General features: G+C 34.2%; 20 protein-coding genes. 9 read left to right on the forward strand and 11 right to left on the reverse strand.

Going from position 1 to position 24959, the window contains the following annotated elements; all coding sequences use genetic code 11:
* Positions 1 to 312 precede the first annotated feature (312 nt).
* The 3 genes from VB248_RS07960 to VB248_RS07970 all read left to right on the forward strand — a co-directional run bounded on the left by VB248_RS07960 (position 313) and on the right by VB248_RS07970 (position 5572).
* Complete coding sequence (locus VB248_RS07960; protein ID WP_323296225.1) at positions 313 to 792, forward strand: hypothetical protein; 480 nt, start codon at positions 313 to 315, stop codon at positions 790 to 792.
* 472 nt (positions 793 to 1264) lie between these two features.
* On the forward strand, positions 1265 to 4990 hold the full coding sequence (locus tag VB248_RS07965) for a DEAD/DEAH box helicase (protein WP_323296226.1): 3726 nt from the start codon (positions 1265 to 1267) through the stop codon (positions 4988 to 4990).
* Complete coding sequence (locus tag VB248_RS07970) at positions 4991 to 5572, forward strand: hypothetical protein (protein ID WP_323296227.1); 582 nt, start codon at positions 4991 to 4993, stop codon at positions 5570 to 5572.
* Between the two features lie 86 nt (positions 5573 to 5658).
* On the opposite strand, the gene VB248_RS07975 is transcribed toward VB248_RS07970, so the two are convergent.
* The gene (locus tag VB248_RS07975; RefSeq protein WP_323296228.1) at positions 5659 to 5958 is read right to left on the reverse strand and encodes a hypothetical protein; all 300 of its coding nucleotides are present in this window, start codon (positions 5956 to 5958) and stop codon (positions 5659 to 5661) included.
* A gap of 155 nt (positions 5959 to 6113) precedes the next feature.
* Here VB248_RS07975 and VB248_RS07980 point away from each other — a divergent pair, with 155 nt between their 5' ends.
* The 4 genes from VB248_RS07980 (at position 6114) to VB248_RS07995 (ending at position 11819) form a co-directional block, all read left to right on the forward strand.
* Positions 6114 to 6947: an Rpn family recombination-promoting nuclease/putative transposase gene (locus VB248_RS07980; protein WP_323296229.1), complete on the forward strand. Its 834-nt coding sequence runs from the start codon at positions 6114 to 6116 to the stop codon at positions 6945 to 6947.
* 724 nt (positions 6948 to 7671) lie between these two features.
* On the forward strand, positions 7672 to 10293 hold the full coding sequence (gene clpB / locus VB248_RS07985) for an ATP-dependent chaperone ClpB (RefSeq protein ID WP_323296230.1): 2622 nt from the start codon (positions 7672 to 7674) through the stop codon (positions 10291 to 10293).
* Positions 10294 to 10412: 119 nt separating this feature from the next.
* Positions 10413 to 11042, forward strand: a complete 630-nt coding sequence (locus tag VB248_RS07990; protein WP_323296231.1) for a hypothetical protein — start codon at positions 10413 to 10415, stop codon at positions 11040 to 11042.
* A 24-nt stretch (positions 11043 to 11066) separates the two neighbouring features.
* Entirely contained in the window at positions 11067 to 11819 is a 753-nt protein-coding gene (locus tag VB248_RS07995; protein ID WP_323296232.1) for a glycoside hydrolase family 75 protein, read from the forward strand.
* Between the two features lie 88 nt (positions 11820 to 11907).
* Here VB248_RS07995 and VB248_RS08000 read toward each other — a convergent pair whose 3' ends face one another.
* From VB248_RS08000 to VB248_RS08040, 9 genes are all read right to left on the reverse strand, one after another.
* Complete coding sequence (locus VB248_RS08000) at positions 11908 to 12744, reverse strand: RpnC/YadD family protein (protein WP_323296233.1); 837 nt, start codon at positions 12742 to 12744, stop codon at positions 11908 to 11910.
* A gap of 155 nt (positions 12745 to 12899) precedes the next feature.
* On the reverse strand, positions 12900 to 16529 hold the full coding sequence (locus tag VB248_RS08005) for an ABC transporter permease/M1 family aminopeptidase (RefSeq protein ID WP_323296234.1): 3630 nt from the start codon (positions 16527 to 16529) through the stop codon (positions 12900 to 12902).
* 12 nt (positions 16530 to 16541) lie between these two features.
* Positions 16542 to 17414, reverse strand: a complete 873-nt coding sequence (locus tag VB248_RS08010; protein ID WP_323296235.1) for an ABC transporter ATP-binding protein — start codon at positions 17412 to 17414, stop codon at positions 16542 to 16544.
* Positions 17415 to 17578: 164 nt separating this feature from the next.
* Positions 17579 to 17938, reverse strand: a complete 360-nt coding sequence (locus VB248_RS08015; RefSeq protein WP_323296236.1) for a transmembrane 220 family protein — start codon at positions 17936 to 17938, stop codon at positions 17579 to 17581.
* 27 nt (positions 17939 to 17965) lie between these two features.
* Positions 17966 to 18844 carry a YicC/YloC family endoribonuclease gene (locus tag VB248_RS08020; protein WP_323296237.1) on the reverse strand — a complete coding sequence of 293 codons (879 nt, stop codon included), beginning with the start codon at positions 18842 to 18844 and terminating at the stop codon, positions 17966 to 17968.
* Positions 18845 to 18987: 143 nt separating this feature from the next.
* Positions 18988 to 19713 carry a 3-keto-disaccharide hydrolase gene (locus VB248_RS08025; protein ID WP_323296238.1) on the reverse strand — a complete coding sequence of 242 codons (726 nt, stop codon included), beginning with the start codon at positions 19711 to 19713 and terminating at the stop codon, positions 18988 to 18990.
* Positions 19714 to 20089: 376 nt separating this feature from the next.
* Complete coding sequence (locus VB248_RS08030) at positions 20090 to 21373, reverse strand: metal-dependent hydrolase family protein (RefSeq protein WP_323296239.1); 1284 nt, start codon at positions 21371 to 21373, stop codon at positions 20090 to 20092.
* Between the two features lie 169 nt (positions 21374 to 21542).
* A complete protein-coding gene (locus VB248_RS08035) occupies positions 21543 to 21935 on the reverse strand; it encodes an OsmC family protein (protein ID WP_323296240.1) in 393 nt (130 codons plus the stop codon).
* A gap of 5 nt (positions 21936 to 21940) precedes the next feature.
* Entirely contained in the window at positions 21941 to 22828 is an 888-nt protein-coding gene (locus VB248_RS08040; protein WP_323296241.1) for a pirin family protein, read from the reverse strand.
* A 213-nt stretch (positions 22829 to 23041) separates the two neighbouring features.
* Here VB248_RS08040 and VB248_RS08045 point away from each other — a divergent pair, with 213 nt between their 5' ends.
* Both VB248_RS08045 and VB248_RS08050 read left to right on the forward strand, forming a co-directional pair.
* Positions 23042 to 23317, forward strand: coding sequence for a hypothetical protein (locus VB248_RS08045; RefSeq protein ID WP_323296242.1), 276 nt, complete (start codon positions 23042 to 23044; stop codon positions 23315 to 23317).
* Positions 23318 to 23324: 7 nt separating this feature from the next.
* Positions 23325 to 24146, forward strand: coding sequence for a hypothetical protein (locus tag VB248_RS08050; protein ID WP_323296243.1), 822 nt, complete (start codon positions 23325 to 23327; stop codon positions 24144 to 24146).
* An 85-nt stretch (positions 24147 to 24231) separates the two neighbouring features.
* Here VB248_RS08050 and VB248_RS08055 read toward each other — a convergent pair whose 3' ends face one another.
* Entirely contained in the window at positions 24232 to 24882 is a 651-nt protein-coding gene (locus VB248_RS08055) for an ABC transporter ATP-binding protein (RefSeq protein WP_323296244.1), read from the reverse strand.
* Positions 24883 to 24959: the final 77 nt, after the last annotated feature.

Raw genomic sequence — 24959 nt, forward strand, 5'->3', positions numbered from 1 at the left:
CATCTTCCAATCCCAAAATCCCCCCAATTACCATTTAATAAAAAAAACATAAATTTTTCCTCCACTTTTTACCTCCCAATTATATTTTTCTTTATGTTTGAGATAAGGCTAACAGATGGGTAGATGCACCTGATATTCGACACCGATATTCCATCTTTTGCCTAAACCTTTCGTTGCCATTATCATTCAGAAAATTTACGTTCAAAATCTTTTTTGAGAGAAGAAATTCTTGCAAATAGACCACACCATTCTGGATATATCGCCCCGAAAAGCATACTCTTACACTATTGTAAATTTTAAACCTTTAATAAAATGAGTAACACAAACAGAATCTCAGCCGTTTTGCCTGAAGCAGACAAAGCCGCTACCCTCGCTTTACTTGAACAAGTAAAAAGCAAATTGCCATTTTTGATTAGTACGCCAAGCACCGAAAGCACCAATAGAGTAATGGGGCCAAAGAGTGTGGAGTATGTAAACTTGTGTTTGGAAGGGGCAAAAACCTATCCAAACAAAATGACGGGAGATTTTGATACGCCAGAATTGGAAAGAGATGTTGCCTTGATTAACCAGCTATGGAGTGTAAGAATAGCTGTGGCAGATTTGTTGGATAAAATAGACGACACCATGTCGGCAGCGAGTTCGGATGCGATGAATGCTTCTGATAAGGCTTATAGATTATTAAAGGCAGCCTCCAATGAAGACGGTTCGATGAAAGATTTGGTAAACAGAATAGCACAACGATACAAACGCAAGCCCCCTAAAAAAGGAAATAATGGAGATACCACCGTATAAGCTTTAAACCAAAGCGTAGTCTTTCGTTTGATGGGCTACGCTTTTTTTGATGAGTATTCAAATGATGCTCTTGAGGATTAAAACGATAATCGGAAGTATTAAAATCATCCTCGTGAGCATTAAAACGATACTCACGAGGATTGAAATGGTACTTTTGAGGATTAAAATCATTCTCGTGAGAGTTAAAACGATACTTGTGAGGATTGAAATGGGACTCGTGAGCATTAAAACGATGCTCGTGAGTATTAAAATGATACTCACGAGTATTCAAACAATACTTAAAGAGCCTAAACCTTGTTGAGATTTAAACAAATTAGATATTTTGAAATAAATACTTAGTTTTAAAAACAATGTGAACAAGCTAACGGAAAGCGACTTGAACTGGGGAAATGGGGTTTTATGGGGGGATATATTTGTTATATTCCAATGCCAAGTGACACTCTTCTAATATATATAAAATAACCAATAAAAAATGAATCTTAAAGGTGGATATATAATTGACGAAATTTTTAATTCATTTATTGAAAAGCGGCAAATTGAAGATTTTGAAAGTGCGATTAATGTATTTTCAAAACATTGTTGTTATGAATTAGTAGGTGTGGAAGATTTTCAGCTAAATGAAAATACAGAAAACTTTAACAAGCAAATTCTTGTAGCTTATAATATTGTTAATAGAGGAAATCCTACAAGAGCTAGTTTATTTGTTACTCAAAAAATACTTCAAAAGTATGGCTTCTCAAAAGTAAAAAACGAACGAACAGGCAGTATAGTTTTTGTTAATTCTGATAATCAAATTATTCCAATTTCAGAGTCATTGGTAACAACTGAAGTTTTGTTTGAGTCGATTAATAAAGAAATATATGACTGTATTTACATTCCAATATTAATTGGACAAATTCAAAAATCATTTTTACTATTATGGCTTAATGATATAGTAAGTGTTTCGAAAAACTTTCAAATTCATTGTAATGAAAGTTTGAAAGAATATTTTGAATTAGCATTTGATGACTTATTTATGCTAATTGAGAATATACACATACTGGCTAATGAACCATTTGAAAAACCAAATATTACATTTAGCGACCAAGTAAATGCAAATTTAAGTTTGGGAGTTAATGATGATGGATTCACTTATAACATTATTCCAATAGAAAATGTAGAAACGTATTTAGACAAGGTTTTGACAACAAAAAAAATTAGATACCAACCTATTGGCGAATATGATACTAATAATAAATTTATAATACACCAAGAGAAAATTGGTTCATTACTTTATTTCTTAAATAATCATTTTCGTAAAATTGAATTTAGAGAAGGGCAGTTACAAATTTTAAATAGAATTTTACAATGTAAAGATGTAATTGGCATTTTGCCAACAGGCAGCGGAAAATCTTTAACTTATCAGATCTCAACATTGCTACAACCAGGGGTTTCAATTATCATAGACCCTATTCGTTCATTAATGATAGACCAATATGACAAACTCAGACAAAATTTTATTGATAAAACACTTTATATAAATTCATTTGACAACAAAGAAGCTCGATTAGAAAAGTTGAGTTTATTATCTAATGGGAAAATCCAATTTGCGATTATAGGACCTGAAAGATTTCAAATTCTAGAATTTAGAAATTTTATGAGAGATTTTGTAGCAAATAAGTTGGATTTTAGCTATTCTGTTATTGATGAAGCACATTGTATTTCTGAATGGGGACACGATTTCAGATATTCTTATCTAAGACTACGTGATGGCATTTTCAAATACTGTTTCAACGAAAATACAACTGAATTTAATCAAATTGCTTTAACTGCTACAGCTTCGTTTGATGTTATTGCAGATATTCAAAGAGAGTTAAAGATGGCAGAAGATGTGTTAGTTAGTACACCACCAGAAGCAATTGACAGAGAGGAATTGAAATTTATAATTGAAGATATTCCAAATCCTGAATTTGTTGATGATAATTCCGAATTTTTCATTAGAGAAAAGGAAGTGGGAAGAATTAAATATCCTCGAATAAAACAAATTATAAAAACTATCCCCACTATACCATTTTTAAAATTGGACACATATCAAAAGGCTACTTTTTTCAATCAAAACAATGGAAGATATAAAAATTGTGGTTTAATTTTTTGTCCAACAAAAAGTGATACACTTGGAAATGGAGTAGTAGCAAACTTAAAAGGTTTTTGGACAGTAAAACCTTATGCTAGGCAGTTTATAGAAGGATTAGAAAATGAGGATTATTTGGAGTGTACAACATTTATGGGGCAAAATGATGATGGAACTATTGTTTCTGATATTTCTTCAAATTCATTTGAAAACCAAAAAAGTTTTTTAGCAAATAAATATAATCTAATGATTGCTACGAAAGCCTTTGGAATGGGTATAGACAAGCCCAATATTAGATATACAATTCATTATAGTATTCCTCAGTCTGTCGAAAGTTTTTATCAAGAAGCAGGAAGAGCGGGTAGAAATAGAGAAAACTCTGTAAACTACATATTATATAATCAATTTGATGTAGAAACCAATAATGATTTTATTAGAAATGCACATAAAAGTTTTACAAGAGAAAGAAATATTTTCAATGAAATACTAACAGAAGTCAATTATGAAACAAGATTTTTCAACAAAGTAATTGAAAAACACTTAAACGAAAAATTCATTGTAGAAAGTTATAATGAAAAATTCAATGTTTATTTGTCTACCAAAAATCCATATTTAAATGTAAAGAATAAAATAGGAACTAAAAATTTTGGATTTATCAGACTGAATAATGCTGAATTACAAATAGAGACAAATTGGATAAATGGATGCGATATAGTAGAAGCTGAAACAATTTTAAAAGAAACTAAAAATATTTTAAAGGAATTATTTATTGGTGTAGATATTGAAAAAGCAATTAGAGAAAACAAACAAAAAGGACTTGAAGACACAATTGCAGAAACAGGAACGGGTTATAGATTTTTGAATATTGGATTTGAAAATGATACTGTTGAAAAGTTAGCATTTCTTATTCCACTCTATGAATACCATATTATCACACCAGTCATAGAAGAACTAAAAGAGAAAGTTCCGGCTTATCAAGCAATTGGAAATAATGATGTTATTTTTAAATTATTAAAGAAGAAATTAATATTAGATGCTTACGATTTTACAAACAATGCTGATGATAAAACTTCAGAAGATTTATTCCTAAAGAATTTAGATTTTGAATACAAAAAACTTGTAAACTATAACGTTTCAGGAATAAATCTAACCAATGATGCAATTATTAAATTTCGTACAGAATATTGGCGTATTCGCTCAGAGCAAGATACAATGAGAGCAATCTATCGGTTATCTATAGTTGGTGTTGTAGATGATTATGTTGTTAATTACCGTGATAGAAGAATTTTTGTAAAGTTCAGTGGCAAAACTAATTACGGTTACAAAAATAATTTTGAAAATTATTTGAGGCGTTATTTAGGTATGCAATCTACTAAAAAATGGACTTTAAAAGCTGAAACAAGAGAAGAAGAAACTGAACTTAGAAAATATTTATTTACGTTAACTGATTTTTTTGAGTTTACAATTGCTGATAAAAGGGTAGCTTCTGCAAAAATTATGGACAACTTATGCAGTAGCTACGTAAAGAATTTAGATAAAGAAAATGCAGAAAAAATATTTAGAGAAAATATTGTATTTTATTTTACTTCAAAATATGCCGAAGAGTTACTTAATAAAATAAATGAAAGCCAAAATCAAGAAGATTTTGAAATATTCAACTATTTCATAGACAAAATAGAAAACCCTCCTGAAAATGAAGTTGGTTTAGAGTTGAATAATGCAAAGCATATTTTAGGTGCTTGCCAACGATTTAAAGCATTAGGTCAATCGAACGAAATTGTTAATTTATTGACTTCATTTTGCACTTTGCTCCTTGAAACAAAAATCAATGGACATTTACCAAATTTTCTAAATAGCAATATTATAATAGAACAAGTAAATTTATGTAATGAAACTTTCTACTATTTCTCAAGAAAAGAAAATATTCATAATAAGGATTATCTTTCAATATTAAAGAAATACACTACTTTACTTACTTTAGTAATACCAGAAACTCAATTGTTGTGTACAAAGCTTTATAAAACAGCCTCACTTTTTATATTAGAAAAAAACATAACAAAATTCACTAATAAATTTGTAATTATATAAATGGAAGATAAAATAGAACAAATAGTAAGCAATATCGAAGAAAGCTTTAATAAACTTAATACTGCTGTTGAACAACTTCAAAAAGCAGAAAAAATAGCTTCAAGTTCGGTCGATACAACAAGTACATTGATTACTGAATTTAAAACAAGTATAGAATCAATTGAAAAACTTGTAAAAGTTGACTTTGCAAATGAATACAATAATTTAGCAGGTTTAAATAACCAACTTTTAGAAAAAATAAATAAAATTGATTTTGACAACAAGTTTCATTCTGTTGAACAAAAAGTGGTAGATAAAAACTTTGACACCAAATTTAGTGAATTAAGTACAGCAGTTACTAACATTAACTTTGACAACAAGTTCCAATCTGTTGAACAAAAAATTATTGATAAAAATTTTGACACCAAATTTAGCGAATTAAATACAGTAGTTGCTAATATTAACTTTGACAATAAATTTCAAGCTGTTGAAGATAATTTAGGCAACCAAATGAAAGAAATTAGGCACCTAAAAACACTTATGTATATAGTTTTTGCATTGATTATTATTTGTGCCATATCAACAATATTTTCCCATGGCTAGCTTAAGTGTTATTTCACTTAGACCCACAAATAAATGTAGTCTTAGACTGCACTCATAACCAAAAGCGTAGCCTTTCGATAGTTTGGCTACGCTTTTTTTTGATGAGTATTCAAATCATGCTCTTGAGTATTAAAATGGGGCTTGGGAGTATTAAAACGATACTCACGAGCATTCAAGCGATACTTACAAGTATTGAAATGGTGCTTGAGAGAATTAAAACCATACTTATTAGTATTAAAATAGTTCTCGTGAGCATTTAAACGATACTCACGAGGCTTGAAATGGTACATATCAGTATTAAAATGATACTCACGAGTATTAAAACGATGCTTAAATAGCCTGTTTCTTATTGCGATTAAACCAATTGGATATTTTGAAATAAACACTTAGATTTAATAAAATGTGAACACGCTAACAAGTTCAGATTCAAGCTATATAACTGTCATAAACTTATGTTAGTTATATATCCGTTGTTATCCATTTTAAAAGAAAATAAATCTAAAAACCGTACCTTTGCATTAAAGATAAACATGACTTTCCAATGGCAAAGTATATTAATCCATACACAGATTTTGGCTTCAAAAAACTCTTTGGCGAAGAAGGCAATAAAGACCTTTTGATTGATTTTCTCAATCAGTTGCTACCCCCTCATCACCAAATTGCAGACCTTAATTTTCGCAATCCCGAAAGTTCAGCAGATTTATCGGCAGAACGAAAAGCCATTTTTGATATTCATTGCCATTCCCTTTCAGGCGAAAGATTTATCGTAGAAATGCAAAAAGCGAAGGTAAAATATTTCAAAGACCGAAGTTTGTTTTATGTAACTTTTCCTATCCGAGACCAAGCCCAAAAAGGAGATTGGAGTTTTAGGTTAGAACCAATTTATTTTGTAGCAATTTTGGATTTTGAATATGACGAGGCAGAGGAAAGGCGTAAATTTAGACGTGATGTAGCCCTTAAAGACCAAGACGGAGAGGTGTTTTTTGACAAACTGCATTTCAAGTTTTTGCAAATGCCGTTGTTTAATAAAAAGGAGAACGAACTTAAAAGCAAGTTTGATAAGTGGTGTTATTTTCTAAAAAACTTAGAAAGTTTTGACCATATTCCAAGTATCCTCAATGAGCCAATTTTCCAAAAAGCCTTTGGAACGGCTGAATTAGCCAATTTAAGTATCGAACAAAGAGCTATCTACGAAGAAAACCTCATTCAATATTGGGGTATGAAAAGTGCTTTGGAAACGGCAGTTGAGGAAAATAAAATTGAAATTGCCAAAATTATGCTAATTAATAACGAACCTAACGAAAAAATAGCACTTTATACAGGTTTGACAGTTGAACAAATCAAACAGTTGAATAACGAAACAAAGAAACACTGATGCCCCCCCTCTGCTGGCTCAAGTGTTTTTCAATAGACCCACAAATAAATGCTTCTTAAACCGCACGCAACCCAGTCTTGGCGACCCTTTAAAAATACCAAAGAGGAGAAAAAATTAAACCAAAAGCGTAGCCTTTCGTAAGTTGGCTACGCTTTTTTTTGATGAGTATTCAAATCATGCTCTTGAGTATTAAAATGGGGCTTGGGAGTATTAAAACGATACTCACGAGCATTCAAACGATACTCGCAAGAATTAAAATGGTACTTGTGAGTATTAAACCGATGCTTATGAGTATTAAAATAGTTCTCGTGAGTATTAAAACGATGCTTGTGAGCATAAAAACAGTACTAAAAAGCATTAAAATGATATTCACGAGTATTCAAATGATGCTTAAATAGCCCAAACCTTGTGGTTATTTAACCCTACTCGCCTAAGTGTTTTTTATTAATTCCATTCTCATCATTGCCTCGTTGCTGTCGCCCGTCTCGTTGGTAAAAATACCAACGATGGCTAAACTCTTGCATCTTGTTTCTTGTATCTTTCATCTTAAAATCCAAAACTCTTGTCTCTTGCTTCTTGCCTCTTCTGTCTAAATCCAGTCATTTTGGCTTACAAAAAACAGCTATTCGCAGAAAAATCCGCCATTATTTCCGAAAAAACAACTTGGCTTGGCTTTTGTTAAATAAGGGTATCAGTGATTGAAAAAATAAAATCATTTTACACAATGAATTTTAATAAATATACAACCAAGACTCAGGAGGTAATCCAACACGCTGCTTCGATTGCCTCTGCCAATGGTCAGCAAGCCATTGAAACGGGACATTTGCTAAAAGCCATTATCGACGAAGAGCCGAATACTTCGGAGTTTTTGATGAAAAAATTGAATGTAAATCAAGCACTTTTTTCATCAAAACTGGGAAATATTGTAAACGCCTATCCAAAAGTTTCTGGCGGAGGACAGCCCTATTTAGCCAACGACGCTGCCGCTGCCTTTACCAAAGCAGAAAGTTTATTAAAGGAGTTTTCGGATGAATTTGTATCCATAGAATTATTATTATTGGGAATCCTTTTAGGGAAAGATTCTGTGGCAGGTTTGATGAAAGATAGTGGATTCAGGGAAAAAGAATTAAAGAGTGCCATCAAAGAACTAAGAGGAAACACAACCGTGAAAGACCAAAACGCAGAAGCAACTTATCGTTCATTAGAACGCTATGCTCGAAACCTAAACGAATTAGCCAAAGCTGGAAAGATAGACCCAGTAATTGGTAGAGACGAAGAAATTCGTAGAGTATTACAAATTTTATCAAGACGTACCAAAAACAACCCGATGTTGGTAGGTGAACCGGGTGTAGGTAAAACCGCCATCGTAGAAGGTTTGGCTCAAAGAATTGTGATGGGCGACGTACCCGAAAACCTAAAATCTAAACAGATTTATACTTTAGATATGGGTTTGTTGATTGCTGGAGCAAAATATAAAGGTGAATTTGAAGAAAGATTAAAAGCAGTAATCAAGGAAGTAACCGATGCCGAAGGCGAAATCATCATGTTTATTGATGAGATTCATACCTTGATTGGTGCAGGTGGTGGCGGAGATTCGGCGATGGATGCTGCCAACTTATTGAAACCAGCTCTGGCTCGTGGCGAATTGCATGCGATTGGTGCAACTACTTTGAAAGAGTACCAAAAGTATATCGAGAAAGACAAAGCTTTGGAGCGTCGTTTCCAAATGGTAATTGTGGATGAACCAGATATTACTGATGCAATTTCTATCTTGAGAGGTATTAAAGAAAAGTACGAATTACACCACGGCGTAAGGATTCAAGATGATGCCGTCATTGCAGCGGTTGAATTATCAAGTCGCTATATTTCAGACCGTTTCTTGCCAGATAAAGCCATTGACTTAATGGACGAAGCTGCCGCAAAAATGCGTATGGAAATAGATTCAGTACCCGAAGAAATTGATGCTTTGAAACGTAAAATCATGCAATTGGAGATTGAGCGTGAGGCAATCAGACGAGAAAATAACGTAGAGCGTGAAAATATTATCAGCAGGGAATTGGCAGAACTCACCGACAAGAAAAATAACTTGATGGCGAAATGGGAAGGTGAGAAATCTGTCTTAGATGAAGTACGCAAAGAAAAAGAAAATATAGACCGCCTAAAATTGGAAGCCGAACAAGCCGAACGTGCAGGTGATTATGGCAAAGTAGCCGAAATTCGTTATGGTAAACTGATTGAAGCAGAAAACAAGCTTAAACAATTACAAAGCGGAAAATCAGCCGATAAAAATGGTGAAGCTCCGATGTTGCAAGAAGAAGTAACTTCTGAAAACATTGCCGAAGTAGTGGCAAAATGGACGGGCGTTCCTGTTTCAAAAATGATGCGTGCCGAACAAGAAAAACTCTTGCATTTGGAAGTAGAATTGGGAAAAAGAGTAGCAGGACAAGAAGAAGCGATTGAAGCGATTTCGGATGCTGTTCGTCGTTCTCGTGCAGGAATGCAAGACCCAAAACGTCCGATTGGTTCGTTTATTTTCTTGGGAACTACGGGCGTAGGTAAAACAGAATTAGCCAAAGCTTTGGCAGATTACTTGTTCAACGACGAGAATGCGATGGTTAGAATTGATATGTCGGAGTACCAAGAACGTCATGCGGTAAGCCGCTTGGTGGGAGCTCCTCCGGGATACGTTGGTTATGACGAAGGTGGACAATTGACCGAAGCCGTTCGTAGAAAACCATATTCTGTTATTCTGTTGGATGAAATCGAAAAAGCACATCCAGATGTTTGGAACATTTTATTACAAGTATTGGATGATGGTCGTTTGACAGACAATAAAGGTAGAATTGCCAATTTCAAGAATACCATTATCATTATGACTTCTAACATTGGTAGCCATATTATCCAAGAAAAGATGGGAGAAATGGAAGGTTGGAACAATCATATCGTAATGGAAAAAGCCAAAGAAGAAGTAATGGTTTTATTGAAACAAGTAGTAAGACCAGAATTCTTGAACCGTGTAGATGAAATTGTGATGTTTGAGCCTTTGACCAAAGACAATCTGAGTCAGATTGTAAGAATTCAATTCAAACATATCCAAGACCGTTTGAAAGAACAAGGTATCACACTTGAAAGTACAGATGAAGCTTTGGTAAAACTTGCCGAAGAAGGTTATGAACCAACAATGGGTGCAAGACCTTTGAAACGAGTAATGCAAAGAAGAATCTTGAATGAATTATCGAAACAAATCCTCGGAAATTACATCAACAAAGATGCCGTAGTGATGATGGAAGTAGATGATGAAGGAGCGATTAAGTTTGAAAATGTAGGAAAATTGGAAGTGGAGTAATGTAAAAATTACCACAAGATAAATTTACAGCAAATAAAAACGAGCCAGTCTTTCAAAGGGCTGGCTTTTTTATTAGGTTTGAATAATGTATCAATCTGTAAATTTTAACTCCCAAAACTATGAACACAATTTGTAATGTTATTGCTCTTCTCATTGTTTTTAGTGCTGTTTACTTATCTGTAAAAACCAATATTCTAAAAGATAAAGTACTTTTTGACCCTGCCGACGGGCCAATAGAGATATTCAGTTTCGCTCGTACACAAGGTTTATGGTGGACTACCATTATTGCCGCTTGTTTTGTTGTGGCTTTTGGCGTAAGTGGCAAGGTTGTTGAGTTAAATTCTACGTGCTTGGTTTTACTGGGTATCGGTGTTGGTACAACAGCCGTTGCCAAAGTAATTGATACCAATAGAAAAAATAATCAAGAAGCAGACGCTGAGGAAGCCGAAGCAGCAGAAGAAGAAGCCCCTGCTCCTATCGTAGAAGTAGCTCCTGTTGCGAAGAAAACTAAAAAGAAAAAGTATAAATCAAGTTTCTTTTACGACATTCTTTCAGACTCTTCGGGGATTACCGTCTATCGTTATCAAGCACTTATTTTCAATGTTATTTTTAGTGTTGTTTTTTTAGTAGAATTTATCCAAAATATGAATGGAAGCACACCATCATTTCCAGTTTTTGAAAGTGAAACACTTGGTTTACTGGGAATTAGTGCCACAACATATTTGGGGATGAAAGCTACTGAAAAGTAATTTTTTACTTCAAAAACTTTTTCCATGAAAACTTTTTCATTACTTGCTCTTGTCTTATTGTTTAGTTCAAGAACATTCTCACAATGTTCAAAAGAAGATTTAGGAATTAGATACCCGCAAAACCCCAGTACAAAAGTCTGGAAAATTAATAACTACGTAATCGGTTATGTTTCCGAAATGACAATAGATGCCGATGGCTCGCCACGGGCCTACCATCCACAAAATCTGGGTTTAGATAATCTAACCTATGCGACAAGTAAAGGAGAATTGAGTAGATATGTAATTGTTTTTGACGGAAACCAGCCTTATATCCAAACGGCATTAGACCCCTATCCGGGTTATTATCTTTCGCAGACATCCTTACAAGATGCTTCAAAAAGAGAAACGGATTACCAACGTTATGTAAACTCTGAGGAAATTCCATTTATCGCCATTCCTGATAACCTCAGAGGACAAGGAGTTCAAACTGGTGATTTAGCTTATGTTTATAATCGAAAAACTTTCCGTGGAAGTTTTGCCATTGTAGCAGATATTGGCAGTAGCACACATATCGGCGAAGGTTCGATAAAACTGGCAGAAAGAATCGGGGTAAATATTACTTACAAAAAAGAAATACGACAAATCATTGGAGCAGACGCAGACTCTGGCATTGTTTATTTAATTTTTCCCAACTCAGGTACTCAAAAACCCATGAGTTTGTATGAAATAGAAAATAGAGGAATGCAATACAACATTCGAGAAATTAATAGTTTGGTTGAATGTTTATTGAGAAACTAATGAATTAAGGATTTAATAAAAAAGCGGTCAAAATAAATTTTTTGACCGCTTTTTTATTGGTATTTTATTTCAAAAAAGAATATCAATATTACTTATTTTCGTCTATTATTTTCTGGTTGACAGCCTTCACAAAGTCAACTGTTGTACCTGTAATATCGGCAATTTGTTCGAACGTTTTCTTACCTTCCTGTAAAAGATAAGAAACAAATTTTGCTGTACCTTTATCAAGCCCTCTTAAATAAAGTACATCTCTTTCTTCTTTGATATATTCTGCAATGCTATCCATGGCACTCTTTAATTTTAATTCTAAGTTACGTAATTGTGCTAAAACTCGCAATTGATTGAAATACCTTTTTAACGAAAAATCACCTGTCGTAGTTTCTTCAATACGGTGAATGATGTTTTTTAGTGCACTTTCAGTATCTTCATCTTTGAAATTTGCTAAAATACTCAAGATAATTTCTTCGGGTTTGTCAGATTTAAGAAAGATATTATAATCAAGTTCAGAAAGCGAAATTATAGGATAGCTAAAATATAGCCTTTCTCTATTAAGCTCAGTTGGCATTGTTGGTTTATCTGAGCCAAGAAAAATCACGAATTGCTTTACAGATAATTTATACTTTCTTTCTATCATAATAAAATATTCAGCCATTCGATATACCATATCAAATTCATCCTTTACTTGAAACTCTATTTGCAAAACGAAAGTCTGATTATTTATATCTGTTATTTTCTTTAAAATATCAGGTTTTCGCTCTTTGGTGTGCTGAATATCATCAGGCAGTTCTTCCATAGAAACAGCCGAAATATCGAGAACATTTTGCATAATATCAGTAATAATGGCTTCAAAATTTTCTTTGAAAATCTTGTCATATTGTGCAGATTGTCGTCCACTTGATTGTCGATTTTTCTTATCCTTATCCATAATTCAAAGTAATTAAAAATCAAAGACTTGCAAACAAAAACAAATACCAATTATTGTATTGCGGAACTAAAACCAAATAACACCAAGTAAGTTTCTATAAAAACAAGATACAAGAACAAATTCTTTATTCTTGCATCTTGTGTCTTACGTCTCTACTACAATTTCTCCTCCTCAACCGCTGTCTTCACATTATCATCTGAATGACGGTCGATGAGTTTATTGATTGGGTCGATACCTGCTTTTTTAGGTTTTTCTTTGACGATAATTTTAAAAGTATTGTCTTTCTTCGATACTTGGTATTTCTGCAAAAACAATAATTTATCTTTTCCGTCTTTGTCTTCACCGTACACGCCAACGTCTATCCAATCTTTCAAAGCAATTGGTTTTTCATTCCCAGAACTATCCGCACGGAATTTCTCTGAAATGGTTTTGATACTTACTTCATAGCTTTTGTTTGGCAATAGTTTGTAACTTACTTTGTCGGTTTTGTTTTCAAACAAAGTAATAGTTTCAAACATATCGTTGATGATATATTTCAAAGAGTCAGGCGTTTCGGCTTTGAAGTATTTTATTAAATCATGACTGGTTGGATAACGTTTGTACTTACCATCCGAACTTGGATATTTCCAATCTGACAAGAAATCATGCAAGGCTTTGTTTACTTTGTCTTCGCCGATATAATCTTGTAAAGCGTACATTACCACAGAGCCTTTGTTGTAATGAATATATCCCTGACTTTCCACCAATGCCAAAGGTTGTTCTTTCTTACTTTCACGTGAACGACCCGTTAGGTATTTATCCAATTCATACTTTAAGAATTTTTGCATTAATTCGGGTTTTATTGAATGTTTCATCACCATCAAAGCCGAGTATTGCGACTGTGTTTCTGATAACATAGCATTCCCTTTTACTCTTGCTTCTGCTACTTGATGTCCCCACCACTGGTGACCTAATTCATGGGCTGTTACATAAAATGGCATATCCAAATCTTTCTCTGGGTCGTCTATTTTCTGAATAAAACCTATTCCTTCTGAGAATGGAACTGTATTGGCAAAAGACTGAGCAAAAGAAGCATATCTTGGAAATTCCATAATTCGCATCTGGCGATACTGATAAGGAGCGAAGTTTTTACCATAATAATCAAAAGATGATTTCATAGATTCAATCATCTTATCAAGGTTATATTCGTGTCCTTTATTATAGTAAATTTCCAAGTTGACATCATGCCATTTTGCTCGCTTGATTTGATAATCTGCCGAAATAATAGAGTAAAAATTCACCATTGGCACATCCATTTTATAATGGAAATACTTACGATTTTGCTCTTCCCAAGTTTTTTGTAAATAACCCGGAGCAATGGCAGTCTGCTCTTTACTTGTACCAATAATCATCTCAAAACGAATATAATCGGCATCATCACCAAATAAACTTTGTGAAAGTCCAATTGGATTATTTTGTTCCAGCATTCTTTCTTTTTCTGGCAATTTGTACTTTTTACGAGTATCGTCATCACCAATTTCAAAGTCTTCGCTGTATCCTAAAGAAGGGAAATAATTATTATTAAAGAACGTACCATTATATACTACATTGGTATTTGAACCGCTCGCTACAAAACCTTTGGTTTCAAATTTGGTTTTGAAACTCATTTTTACAGAATCACCAACTGCCAAAGGTTTGGCTAATTGGTAGATAGTAAAACCAAAGTTTTCATAATTTTTCTTGATTTTTGCTCCGCCTTCAAATCTCAAGTACTCAATTTTCATGTTATGAACTACATCGTTTTGAATATAAATTTCACTCAGAACTTTTGGTGTTTTGTTCTTCAACCAAAAGTAACCTTCGGCTGTAAAATCACGGTCTTCTGGATATATTTCTACTTTTAAGTTTACGTCAACAATTCTTGGTTGTAGAGCATTTTCGTATTTCTTCAAAGTCTTCTCATAGTCAACTTGTACTTTTTCTTGCTCTTCTTTCGTGAGGTATTTATTCAATTTGTTGGTGTTGTAATACACATAAAAACCTGATGAAACAAAGAGTAACAAAGTACTGATAGCAATGGTAAGAATCGGTTTTGTAAGACGAAGTTGCCCAATTTTCAAGCGGGTTTTCATCAATACTTCTGTACCACGCACGCCCAAAAGTACCGAAATCACAAAAAGTACGCCTACAAAAGCCAACCAATAGAGTTTCATCCAAGTAAATGAAGCCACAAAATGCCCGTACTTGTTCATGTCTGAATAACTGCCCAAGCTTCCGCTATTGAAAGAAAACAAAGGGTGTTCTACGCCCATGGCACTCAAAAATAAGTTGGCAATAAAAAAGACAAACATCAAAGCAAAGCCTACAAATTTGTTGTTGGCAATGGTTTGTACAAAAAATGAAAGTACCGTAAAGGCAATCAAGAAAGCGATTTCGTCGGTAAATAAGGTTTTGAAATATAAGGATAATTCAAAATTGAAATAGCCATGACTCACTTGTAAAGTAACCCCGAAAAGGATTAAAAACAGTAATAAGCCTACGTAAATCAACATTAAACCGAAGAATTTAGCGAATAAACTTACCCAATCTGGCACTGGTAGAGCGTCAACAATCAAATTGATATTGACGGTTCTTTCTCGCCAAATGAGTTCGCCAGAATAAAAAACTACGATAATCAGGAAGAATAAATCAAATTCGCTGAGAAAGCCTAATACATTTGCCGTAATCGGATACGAACTTGTGCCGTACATTTCGCCAAAGTAAAACGAACCGACAATCATATCGACTACGCCTACAAAAATTATTGCGATAAAAGGAATTTCTTTCACCACCATTTGAGCGTAAAATAATGATTGCTTCCAAAGCTGGGTCAAGTGCGTAGAAAAACCTGTAAACTGATGCACGACAGGAATCACCACACTTTCTGGGCGAATTTTACTCACTACTTCTTTAATGGCTTTCTTTTTCTTGAACCAACTTGAAGTAACGACATTGAAACTAAATGAATAATAAGTAGCAATCAAAATAAGTACGGCAACGCTACACCATATTACACGATTCCACAACATCATGCCTTCCATCGGAATCAACATAGTATTTTTTTGTGCTGGCGACCAGTATTGTGTATAAATCTGAAAAGTACGAACCGCAAAAGGGTCAACTAATGAAGCGAGTGTTTTATTTTCAAGGTCTTGGGTAATTGTTCCAGTGATTTCGTACAAAACAATTAAGATAATTCCCTGAGTATAAATCAATAAAGGCTTGCGGCTGAGCGTACCTGCGGCAAAATAAATACTTGCTTGAATAAAAAGATTGGTAATTCCGTAAAAGATAAAAGGCTGAAAATAATGCCACATATCAAAAACGTGAATGGTTTTTTCTTTCCAAGAAGGATCCCAAGGTAAAAATCTCCCAACACTAAAACCCAACATCATGGCTATCCAGATAGAAGAATACACCAAAACCAAGACACAAAACGAACCAAAGAAACGCCCCATTAGGTAATCAAACTTTGAAATGGTCGTCGTAAACATCAAGGATTCTGTTTTGTTTTCAAAGTCTCGCAAAACAGCTACGCCCATAATTGCCGAACAAATAAAGGTCACGGCAAATGTCATGATGATGGTCATCAAAGTAAGCGTGTAGGGCGAGTTGGGCTGCAATTGTCCACCTGAACCTCCGCCAATAGTAACGTACTTGGAAGTAGTAGCCGCAAAACAAAGCACAAAAAGAATGGCAAAATAAATATAAGTAGCCGCTCGGTTTTTTCGATAGCTAAATTCAAATCGTAAGATTTCTAAAAACATAGTAAGAATGGTTTAGGCTGTGGCGAAAATTTTAGTGAAATACACGTCTTCTAAATCTCCATTGATGGCTTCAAAAGTTCCGTCTGGGTTACCGTCCGACAAAACATGAATTACAGGCGAACCACCAATCAATTTATCCGAAATCAAAGTAAAGTTTTTCTTGTACTCTTCTAACTCTGCTTTTTGGATACGCTTTCTCCAGATTTTCCCATTAATTTCTTGAATGGCATCAAAGGGATTTCCTTTATAAAGTACTTGTCCTTTGTTGAAAACCGCCATGTCTTGACACAATTCTTTTACGTCTTCTACAATATGTGTTGATAGAATCACGATGGTATTTTCGCCCAATTCTGATAATAAATTCAAGAAACGGTTACGTTCTGCGGGGTCGAGTCCTGCGGTAGGTTCATCCACAATAATTAATTTCGGACTTGCCAAAAGTGCCTGTGCAATGCCAAAACGTTGTTTCATTCCACCAGAATAGCCACCTAAATTCTTTTTGCGAGCTTCCCAAAGATTAGTTTTGTGTAATAATGATTCTACTAATTCTTTTCGTTCTTTTGAATTGGTGATTCCTTTCAAAACTGCCAAATGATTTAATAAAGTAATGGCATCAACTTTCGGATAAACCCCAAATTCTTGAGGCAAATAGCCAAGTGTTTTTCGTACTTCTTCTTTCTGTGTCAGTACATTCAAATCGCCTAAAGTAATTGTGCCAGTATCGGCTTCTTGTAAAGTTGCGATGGTACGCATCAAGGAAGATTTTCCCGCTCCGTTTGGCCCTAATAAACCAAACATTCCTTGATTAATCGTGAGATTGACGTTTTGAAGTGCTTGTACGCCATTTGAGTAGGTTTTGTTTAGGTTGGTAATCGTTAGTTGCATAAAGTTTGGAGTTTATAGTTTCTCCAATTTACGACTTTGCTTTGATTTATCTTACCTTTCTTGATAAATGTCTGTGTAGTAAGGGCAAGCGGTAAAAATAAAAAAGCAAGACATCAGCGAAAATCCGATGCCTTGCTTGAAAATGAAAAATCTAAAGCCTTGTTTTATGCTTTTTTCTGTACAAAATCTGACACTAAGTACAGTAAAAAGGAGAAAGTACAAATCCAAAGTCCGCAAGCTTCACGAGCTAATTCTTGATTAATTGTTTTCATGGACAAACCTCCTCCTTCCGAGAAAAAACCTTCCCAAGAAGTCATCTGAAACCAAGTATTTAAGCCTGCTACAAAAGACATAATGGTTACTACCGCCAACAATTCTGGATTATTTTTTCCTTGAAAAGCTCTTACAGAACAGTAAGTCGCTACCAAATAAATCGGAATCCAAAGTACTGGGTCGGGGTCGTTGTATTGCCAACCAGCAAATAATAAGAAAATCAACGTGAATACTAAAGCGATATATTTCATGGTTCTTTAATGGTTTTTACAAGCAAATTATAGAACGTTCGAGGTTTGTTCTTTAATTTTTTCTAATTCATCTTTCATATTAATTACCATTCTTTGGATTACCGCATCGTTTGCTTTTGAACCAATGGTATTAATTTCTCTTCCGATTTCCTGACAAAGGAAATTTAATTTCTTTCCGTTTCCTTCTTTCAATACTTCCTTGAAATAGTTTAAGTGCGTTCTCAAACGTACTTTTTCTTCTGAAATATCGTATTTCTCAATGTAATAAATCAATTCTTGTTCAAAACGGTTTTTATCAAAATCATCAGATTCCAATAAATCACTTACCGATTTTCTCAGTCTTTCACGCACCGCAGGAATACGCAATTTGTCTTGCTCTTCTACTTCCGTTAGAATCTCGGCAATTTTATCAATGTACTCAACGAATTTTGCATTGACAATCTCACCTTCACGCAAACGGAATTTTGTACATTCAGCAATTGCCTGATTCACAGTACTTAGAATGATTTTCCATTCTTCCTCAGCTTGTTCTTCTGAAACAGTTTCCGAATTAAAAGCGTTGGGAAGCGTCAGGGCAATTTTGAATAATTCAGTAGCATCGTTTACACCAAAAGCCAAAGAAGATTCTTGTAAATCTTTCATATAAGCTTCCACTAATGGGCGGTTGATACTTGTTCCAGAACTGGCGACATTGGTATAATTCGTACTTAGGTTCAATTCAATTTTACCTCTTTCTAAAGCCTGAGTAAGCAAATTCCTAATTTCTATTTCTCTGAAAGATAGACTTTTAGGGATTCTACAATAAATATCTGTAAATTTTGAATTTAACGTTTTTACTTCGGCTGTAACGGTCAAGAATTGGCTTTCTGTAACCGATTTGCCAAAACCTGTCATTGATTTTAACATTCTCTATTGGGTTTGAGACGATGGGTCATGGTGGAAAAAGTTGCAATATACAGAAAATAAAAGAGTTATAATTACAAAAATATCATTGCTGGAATGAGTGATTTTTACTAATTATAACTCTTTCAAAAATCAGAAACTAAACACTACAAGGTTTTAATTTTGATATTTCTAAACCAAACTTTATTACCGTGGTCTTGGAAAACAATATGTCCTTTTGTGAATGTTCCCCAGCTTTCCATGTCTTTGAATTTACTTCCAGCGACTAATTTTTTAAATTCTTCACTTTTGGTATCATACTGAATTACCATTCTACCGTTTACATATAATTTTACTTTCCCGTTTGTCTGAGCAATCATTACTTTATTCCACTCGCCTACTGGTTTTACGTTTTCTGGCTCGTACTTAATCAAATCGTATAAATTACCTGCTCTGTGCTTGTCAATTTTTCCGTCAGCGTGTCCGTCGTTGTCCAATACTTGAAATTCTGGACCAGTAAACCAAGAATAAGGACGTTTTTTAGCATCGTCTTCTTGAGCATTAAAAATAATTCCAGAGTTTCCGCCTTCCGAAATTTTCCATTCACAAGAGAAAATGAAGTTCTCGAAAATGTCATCAGTAGTTAATTCACCACCACCTTTTGTATTCCAACCATCCATTTGGCTGTTGTCCAACATAATCGCATCATCAGAAATTTTCCAAGCTGGGCCAAGGTCTTTTTTATTGAAATTACGCCACCCATTCAAGGTTTTTCCGTCAAACAGTAGTCGCCAGCCTTGCTTTTTTTCTTTCGGAGTAAGCGTATTAGGTTGTTGTGCATTAGCAACAAATGAAGCGAAAACGAAGGTTAAGATTCCAAAAAGTTTTTTCATTTTTTGATTTAAAATTGAATTGTTAAGATAGCTAAAAGCTTTGAGCCATTAGCTATTAGATTGGTTTTCAGTAAAATCCAATATTTAATTAAAATTAATTACTGGACTCAACTATTTAACGGTAAAATTATTGGTTTAGGTAAAATATCTAATCCTTTTCTGTATGACATTTTGAGTTTTGAGTGTGGAGTGCTGAGTGAGGAGTTTTTCGAATGATGAGTTTTGAGTGTGGAGTGCGGAGTTTTAATTTGTAGTAGTAATTATGGAGTTTACAATCCATTTTAAACTCATCATTCAACACTCGCAACTCCTCACTCTACACTCAAAACTCATCATTCGAAAAACTCCTCACTCTACACTCAAAATTCAAAACTCATTAGTTTCCTTTATAAACCACGCCATCCTTCATCACGAACGATACTTTACGCATCACTTTAATATCCTGTAATGGATTTCCGTCAGTAGCGATAATGTCGGCAATTTTACCAGTTTCGATTGAGCCTAATTCTTTCTGAGTACCCATAATCGTTGCAGGAACAATCGTAGCCGATTTAATGGCTTCCATAGCAGGCATTCCAGCTTCCACCATGTATTGAAATTCGTAAGCATTGTAGCCGTGAATAGAAACGCCAGAGTCAGTTCCGAAAGCGATTTTTACACCAGCTTTATAAGCTTTTGCAAAAGTAGCTTGAATGAGTGGCCCAATTTCCAAAGCTTTTGGAACTACCAATGGATGATAATAACCCGGTATTTTTGCTGAATCCGCTACTGTTTTTCCTGCAATAATCGTTGGCACAAAGTAAGTTCCGTGTTGTTTCATCAGTTCCATTGCTTCATCATCCATATAAGTACCATGTTCAATCGTTGTTACACCTGCTCTGATAGCTCTTTTCATTCCTTCCGTTCCGTGTGCATGTGCCGCTACGATAAAGCCATAATCTTTGGCTGTTTCAACCACCGCTTTGATTTCTTCTTCGGTAAATTGTGGAGCTTTACCACTTTTAGCAATACTTAATACTCCACCAGTTGCCGTAATTTTAATACAGTCTGCTCCTTCTTTATAACGCTGACGCACGGCTTGACGGCATTCATCTGGACCATTTACAACGCCCGTCATATACTGTGGGTCTAAAGTTAATTTTTCAGCTAAAGCATTTGAAGGGTCGCCGTGTCCGCCTGTCGTAGCAATGGTTCTTCCCGAAGTAAATACTCTTGGACCAATCGTAGTACCTTTGTTAATAGCGTTTCTTAGAGCAATATTAACGCCAGAACCACCTAAATCTCTCACCGTAGTAAAACCTGACAAAAGCGTAGTTTTAGCATATTTGGCAGCATCAAAAGCAATATCGGCTTGGTTTTGTTGATAACGTTTTGACTCTCCTCCCTTACTCGTTTCTTGCTCTATATGCACGTGCATATCTGTCAAGCCCGGCATTACAGTCTGATTTTTCAGGTTGATTACCTTATCCGTTCCAGTTGGAGCTACAAAACCCTTTTGAATTCCTGTGATTTTTTTCCCTTCAATCACTAAAGTAACTTGACTTTGGGCATCGTTCTGAATACCATCAATCAATGTTCCGCAATGGATGAGCGTTCTTTGGGCAAAAGAAGCAGTACTCAAAAGACAAAGTCCTGCTAAGGTTAATAGTTGTTTTCTCATTTGTTGATTATAAAATTTAGTTTGATTTAAGTAATGAATTTAATTTAAGTGATATTTTTAAAGCAATCAAAGAAGTGAAAAACTAACGACTTCATTAATAATGTACGATAATAATAAAAATTCAATATAAAATACTCCTTTTGTCCGAACTAATCCAAATATTATTTGCTCAAACAAGAGAAGTCTCAATTTCTATCGGATTCGTCAATGTTTTATGAATTGGGCAACTATTAGCAATCGTAAAAAGGCGTTTACGTTGCTCTTCGTCTAAATTTCCGATTAATTCAATTTTTCTTTTCATAAACGACTGATTCAGTTTTGCATCTCTTTCAAAACTTACCTCAACTTTTACTTCGCTTAAATCCCAAGCTTTTCTGTCGGCATACATTCTTAGCGTTGCCGAAGTACAAGCAGCCAATGCGGCCGCTAATAATTCATTTGGATTAAAACCTAAATCTTTTCCGCCAACATCTTCTGGTTCGTCTGCAATTAGATTGTTAGTGGCAGTTGAGATAATGGTTTTATAAAGTTCTTTACCGATATGTGCATTTACGATGTCCATTTGATTTATTTTTTTACGGTATGTAATTGTGGAAGTGGTACGAAATCAGTTTCTCCTTCAATTTTCGGGAAGGTTTGGGCAATCCATCTTGTTTTGGCATCTTCAATTAATGCTTTGCTACTTGCCACAAAATTCCAAAAAATAAATCTTTCTTCTGGGAAAGGCTCGCCACCAAAAATATAAATTGTGGTATTTTCGGCCATTTCAAAAGAACATAATTTAGAGTCATTAGCAATTAAAATATGTTTTGGCTCATAAGTATGTCCTTCACTGCTGATACTTCCTTCCAAAATATACAAGGCACTTTCACCAAATAAATCACTACCAATATTAACTGTTTGTGCTGTTGTTGATTTTAATTCAAGATAATACAAAGGACTATAAACAGGTACAGGCGATTTTCTACCAAAAGCTTCGCCAGCTATCAATTTAAAAGCGATACCGTTTTCTTCCCAAGCAGGTATTTCGTCTTCGCCAACATGGGTAAAACTTGGCGACATTTGTTCTAAATCGTTGGGCAAAGCTACCCAAATTTGCAAACCATGTAAATTTTTATCAGAATGTCTCAAATACTCAGGCGTTCTTTCTGAATGTACAATGCCACTACCTGCGGTCATCCAGTTTACTTGCCCGGGTTGTATTTCCACCTCAGTTCCCAAGCTATCACGGTGCATGATACTTCCCTCAAAAAGGTAAGTCAAAGTAGAAAGCCCGATATGTGGATGCGGAGCAACATCCAGATTTTCATGGTCGCTAAGTTTAGCAGGTCCCATGTGGTCGATAAAGCAAAAAGGTCCAACCATTCGTTTTTCACGAAAAGGCAACAAACGCCCAACCATAAAATTACCAATATTACTGGGTCGTTCTTCGATGATTAATTTGATGTTTGACATTTTTGAAAGGTTTTTCAGGCTATTTCTAAAATATTCTAATAATAAATTGAAAATGAAGATTTAACACTCAGTAAAATACGTCTTTGATTGTAAAATAAAGTTAATTTGACAAATAAAATGAGCCGCAAGATTGTTGTGTATTTAAGGGTTCATTATTAGATTTGAACTAAGAGTAAAATCATTTAGACTAAAAATACTAAACTGAAAGCAAATATGGAAAACATAGAGGGATTAACAATAAATGAGTCAGAATATGACTTAGAAAATAATAAAAAAGGGAAAATCGCTGTGTTTATTTATACTGGTGGAGCTGACCCTTCTAAAATATTAAACTATGCAGTAAATGAATATGTAGGGAATAATGATTATCACGAACTAATCGATGCAAATTTAGATAATCCTTGGATGAGAGTTATTATTAGTGATATTAATGATATGAAACAAGAACCATTCACTCCTCGAAAACACAGAATAACTAATAATTTGTAAGATGGTGATGAAAGAGAGCAAAAACAAAGTCATTGACGAAAAATTTGCATCAATTGTTGACTCTTTATGCTTTTGGCTTGGATACCAGTTTAAAATTGGTAGAGAACGCTTAATTCACGAAGCAAGTCTTAGGTATCCAATTGCTGATACTATTACCTCAAAGGGTATAAATATTGAAAAAATTGTCCTCGAAAAATCTCATCCGATTTTTAAAAGGAAAAAAGTTGATTTAGTTATTTTAGATGGTTTACAAAATGAAGAATATATATTTGAAGAAAGTGAGAATAGCGAAATACTTGAGCTATATGAATTCAAATTAGCAAAAGTAGAAACAAACAAAGAAGGTAGTGATGAGCATCAAAGAGTATTTAATGATGTTCTTCGATTGGCTTATTCGCATCTAATTATGGGTACGGATTGTTATTTTTTGATGTGCGGAAAATTTAGCGATTTTAAAGCATACTTTATTGGGCAAAACAATAAAAATACAAGAAATGAAAATGGTAAAAATACCGTAACGCCCAAAAAAGCAAAGGAAATTCAAAGTAATTTAAAAATGTATCAAGCCGAGGAATGGCAATCTAACGGATTATACAAAGATTGGTTTCAATTTGAGGTTGGAAAAGAAAAGATCATGACTTTTACCATTACAGAAAATAAATGGGGACTTTATTCATTTCAGCAAAGCTATCAATTTAAAGAAGATGAAAAGTATAAATTCAATGAAAAAATAACAATTAAAACTACGTGTAAAGCTATAACGCCTAATGATACTGTAACAGGAAGAACTCACGCAGCAGGAATATGGAAAATTGAAGCAGTATCATAAAATAGGTTCACTCGAACTTAGCATTGATTTCTCCCTCGTTTAATTTGTAATATAAGCCAAGCTCTAAACGAGGGAGAAAACAATATCAACTCACCAACAATCCATCTTGCATTATCAATTTACGGTCGGTCATATTGGCTAATTCTTCATTATGCGTCACAATCACAAAGGTTTGATTGAACTGGTCACGCAGACTAAAAAAAAGTTCATGCAATTCTTGAGCATTTTTTGAATCTAAATTTCCTGAAGGTTCATCTGCAAAAACTATCGAAGGTGAATTAATCAAAGCACGGGCTACGGCAGTACGCTGTTGCTCTCCGCCAGACATCTGTGAAGGCAAATTATGAATTCTATCTTTCAGCCCCAACATCACTAAAAGCTCTTCTGCTCGTTCTTGGATTTTTTTATTTTTTCCACCAATATAAGCAGGCATACATACATTTTCTAAAGCCGTAAATTCGCCTAAAAGGTTATGAAATTGAAAAATAAAACCCAATTTTTCATTTCTAAATTTGGCTAAAGCTGTGTCTTTCAAATTAGTAATTTCTTGCCCTGCGATGAACACTTGCCCTGTATCGGGTTTATCTAAAGTACCCGCAATATGCAATAGCGTACTTTTGCCAGCACCAGAAGCACCGACGATAGAAGTAACCTCACCTTGTTGAATGTGTAAATCAATGCCTTTTAAAACTTTTAAATTTCCGTAGGTCTTGGTAATATTTTTAACTACTAACATTTTTTCTGTTTCAATTAAATTCGTTGGACAAAACAACGATAAAAAATGGGGAATTACTATATTTGCTTTTAATAATT

Origin of the sequence: Arcicella rigui (assembly GCF_034929435.1) — a bacterium.
Lineage (GTDB): Bacteria > Bacteroidota > Bacteroidia > Cytophagales > Spirosomataceae > Arcicella > Arcicella rigui.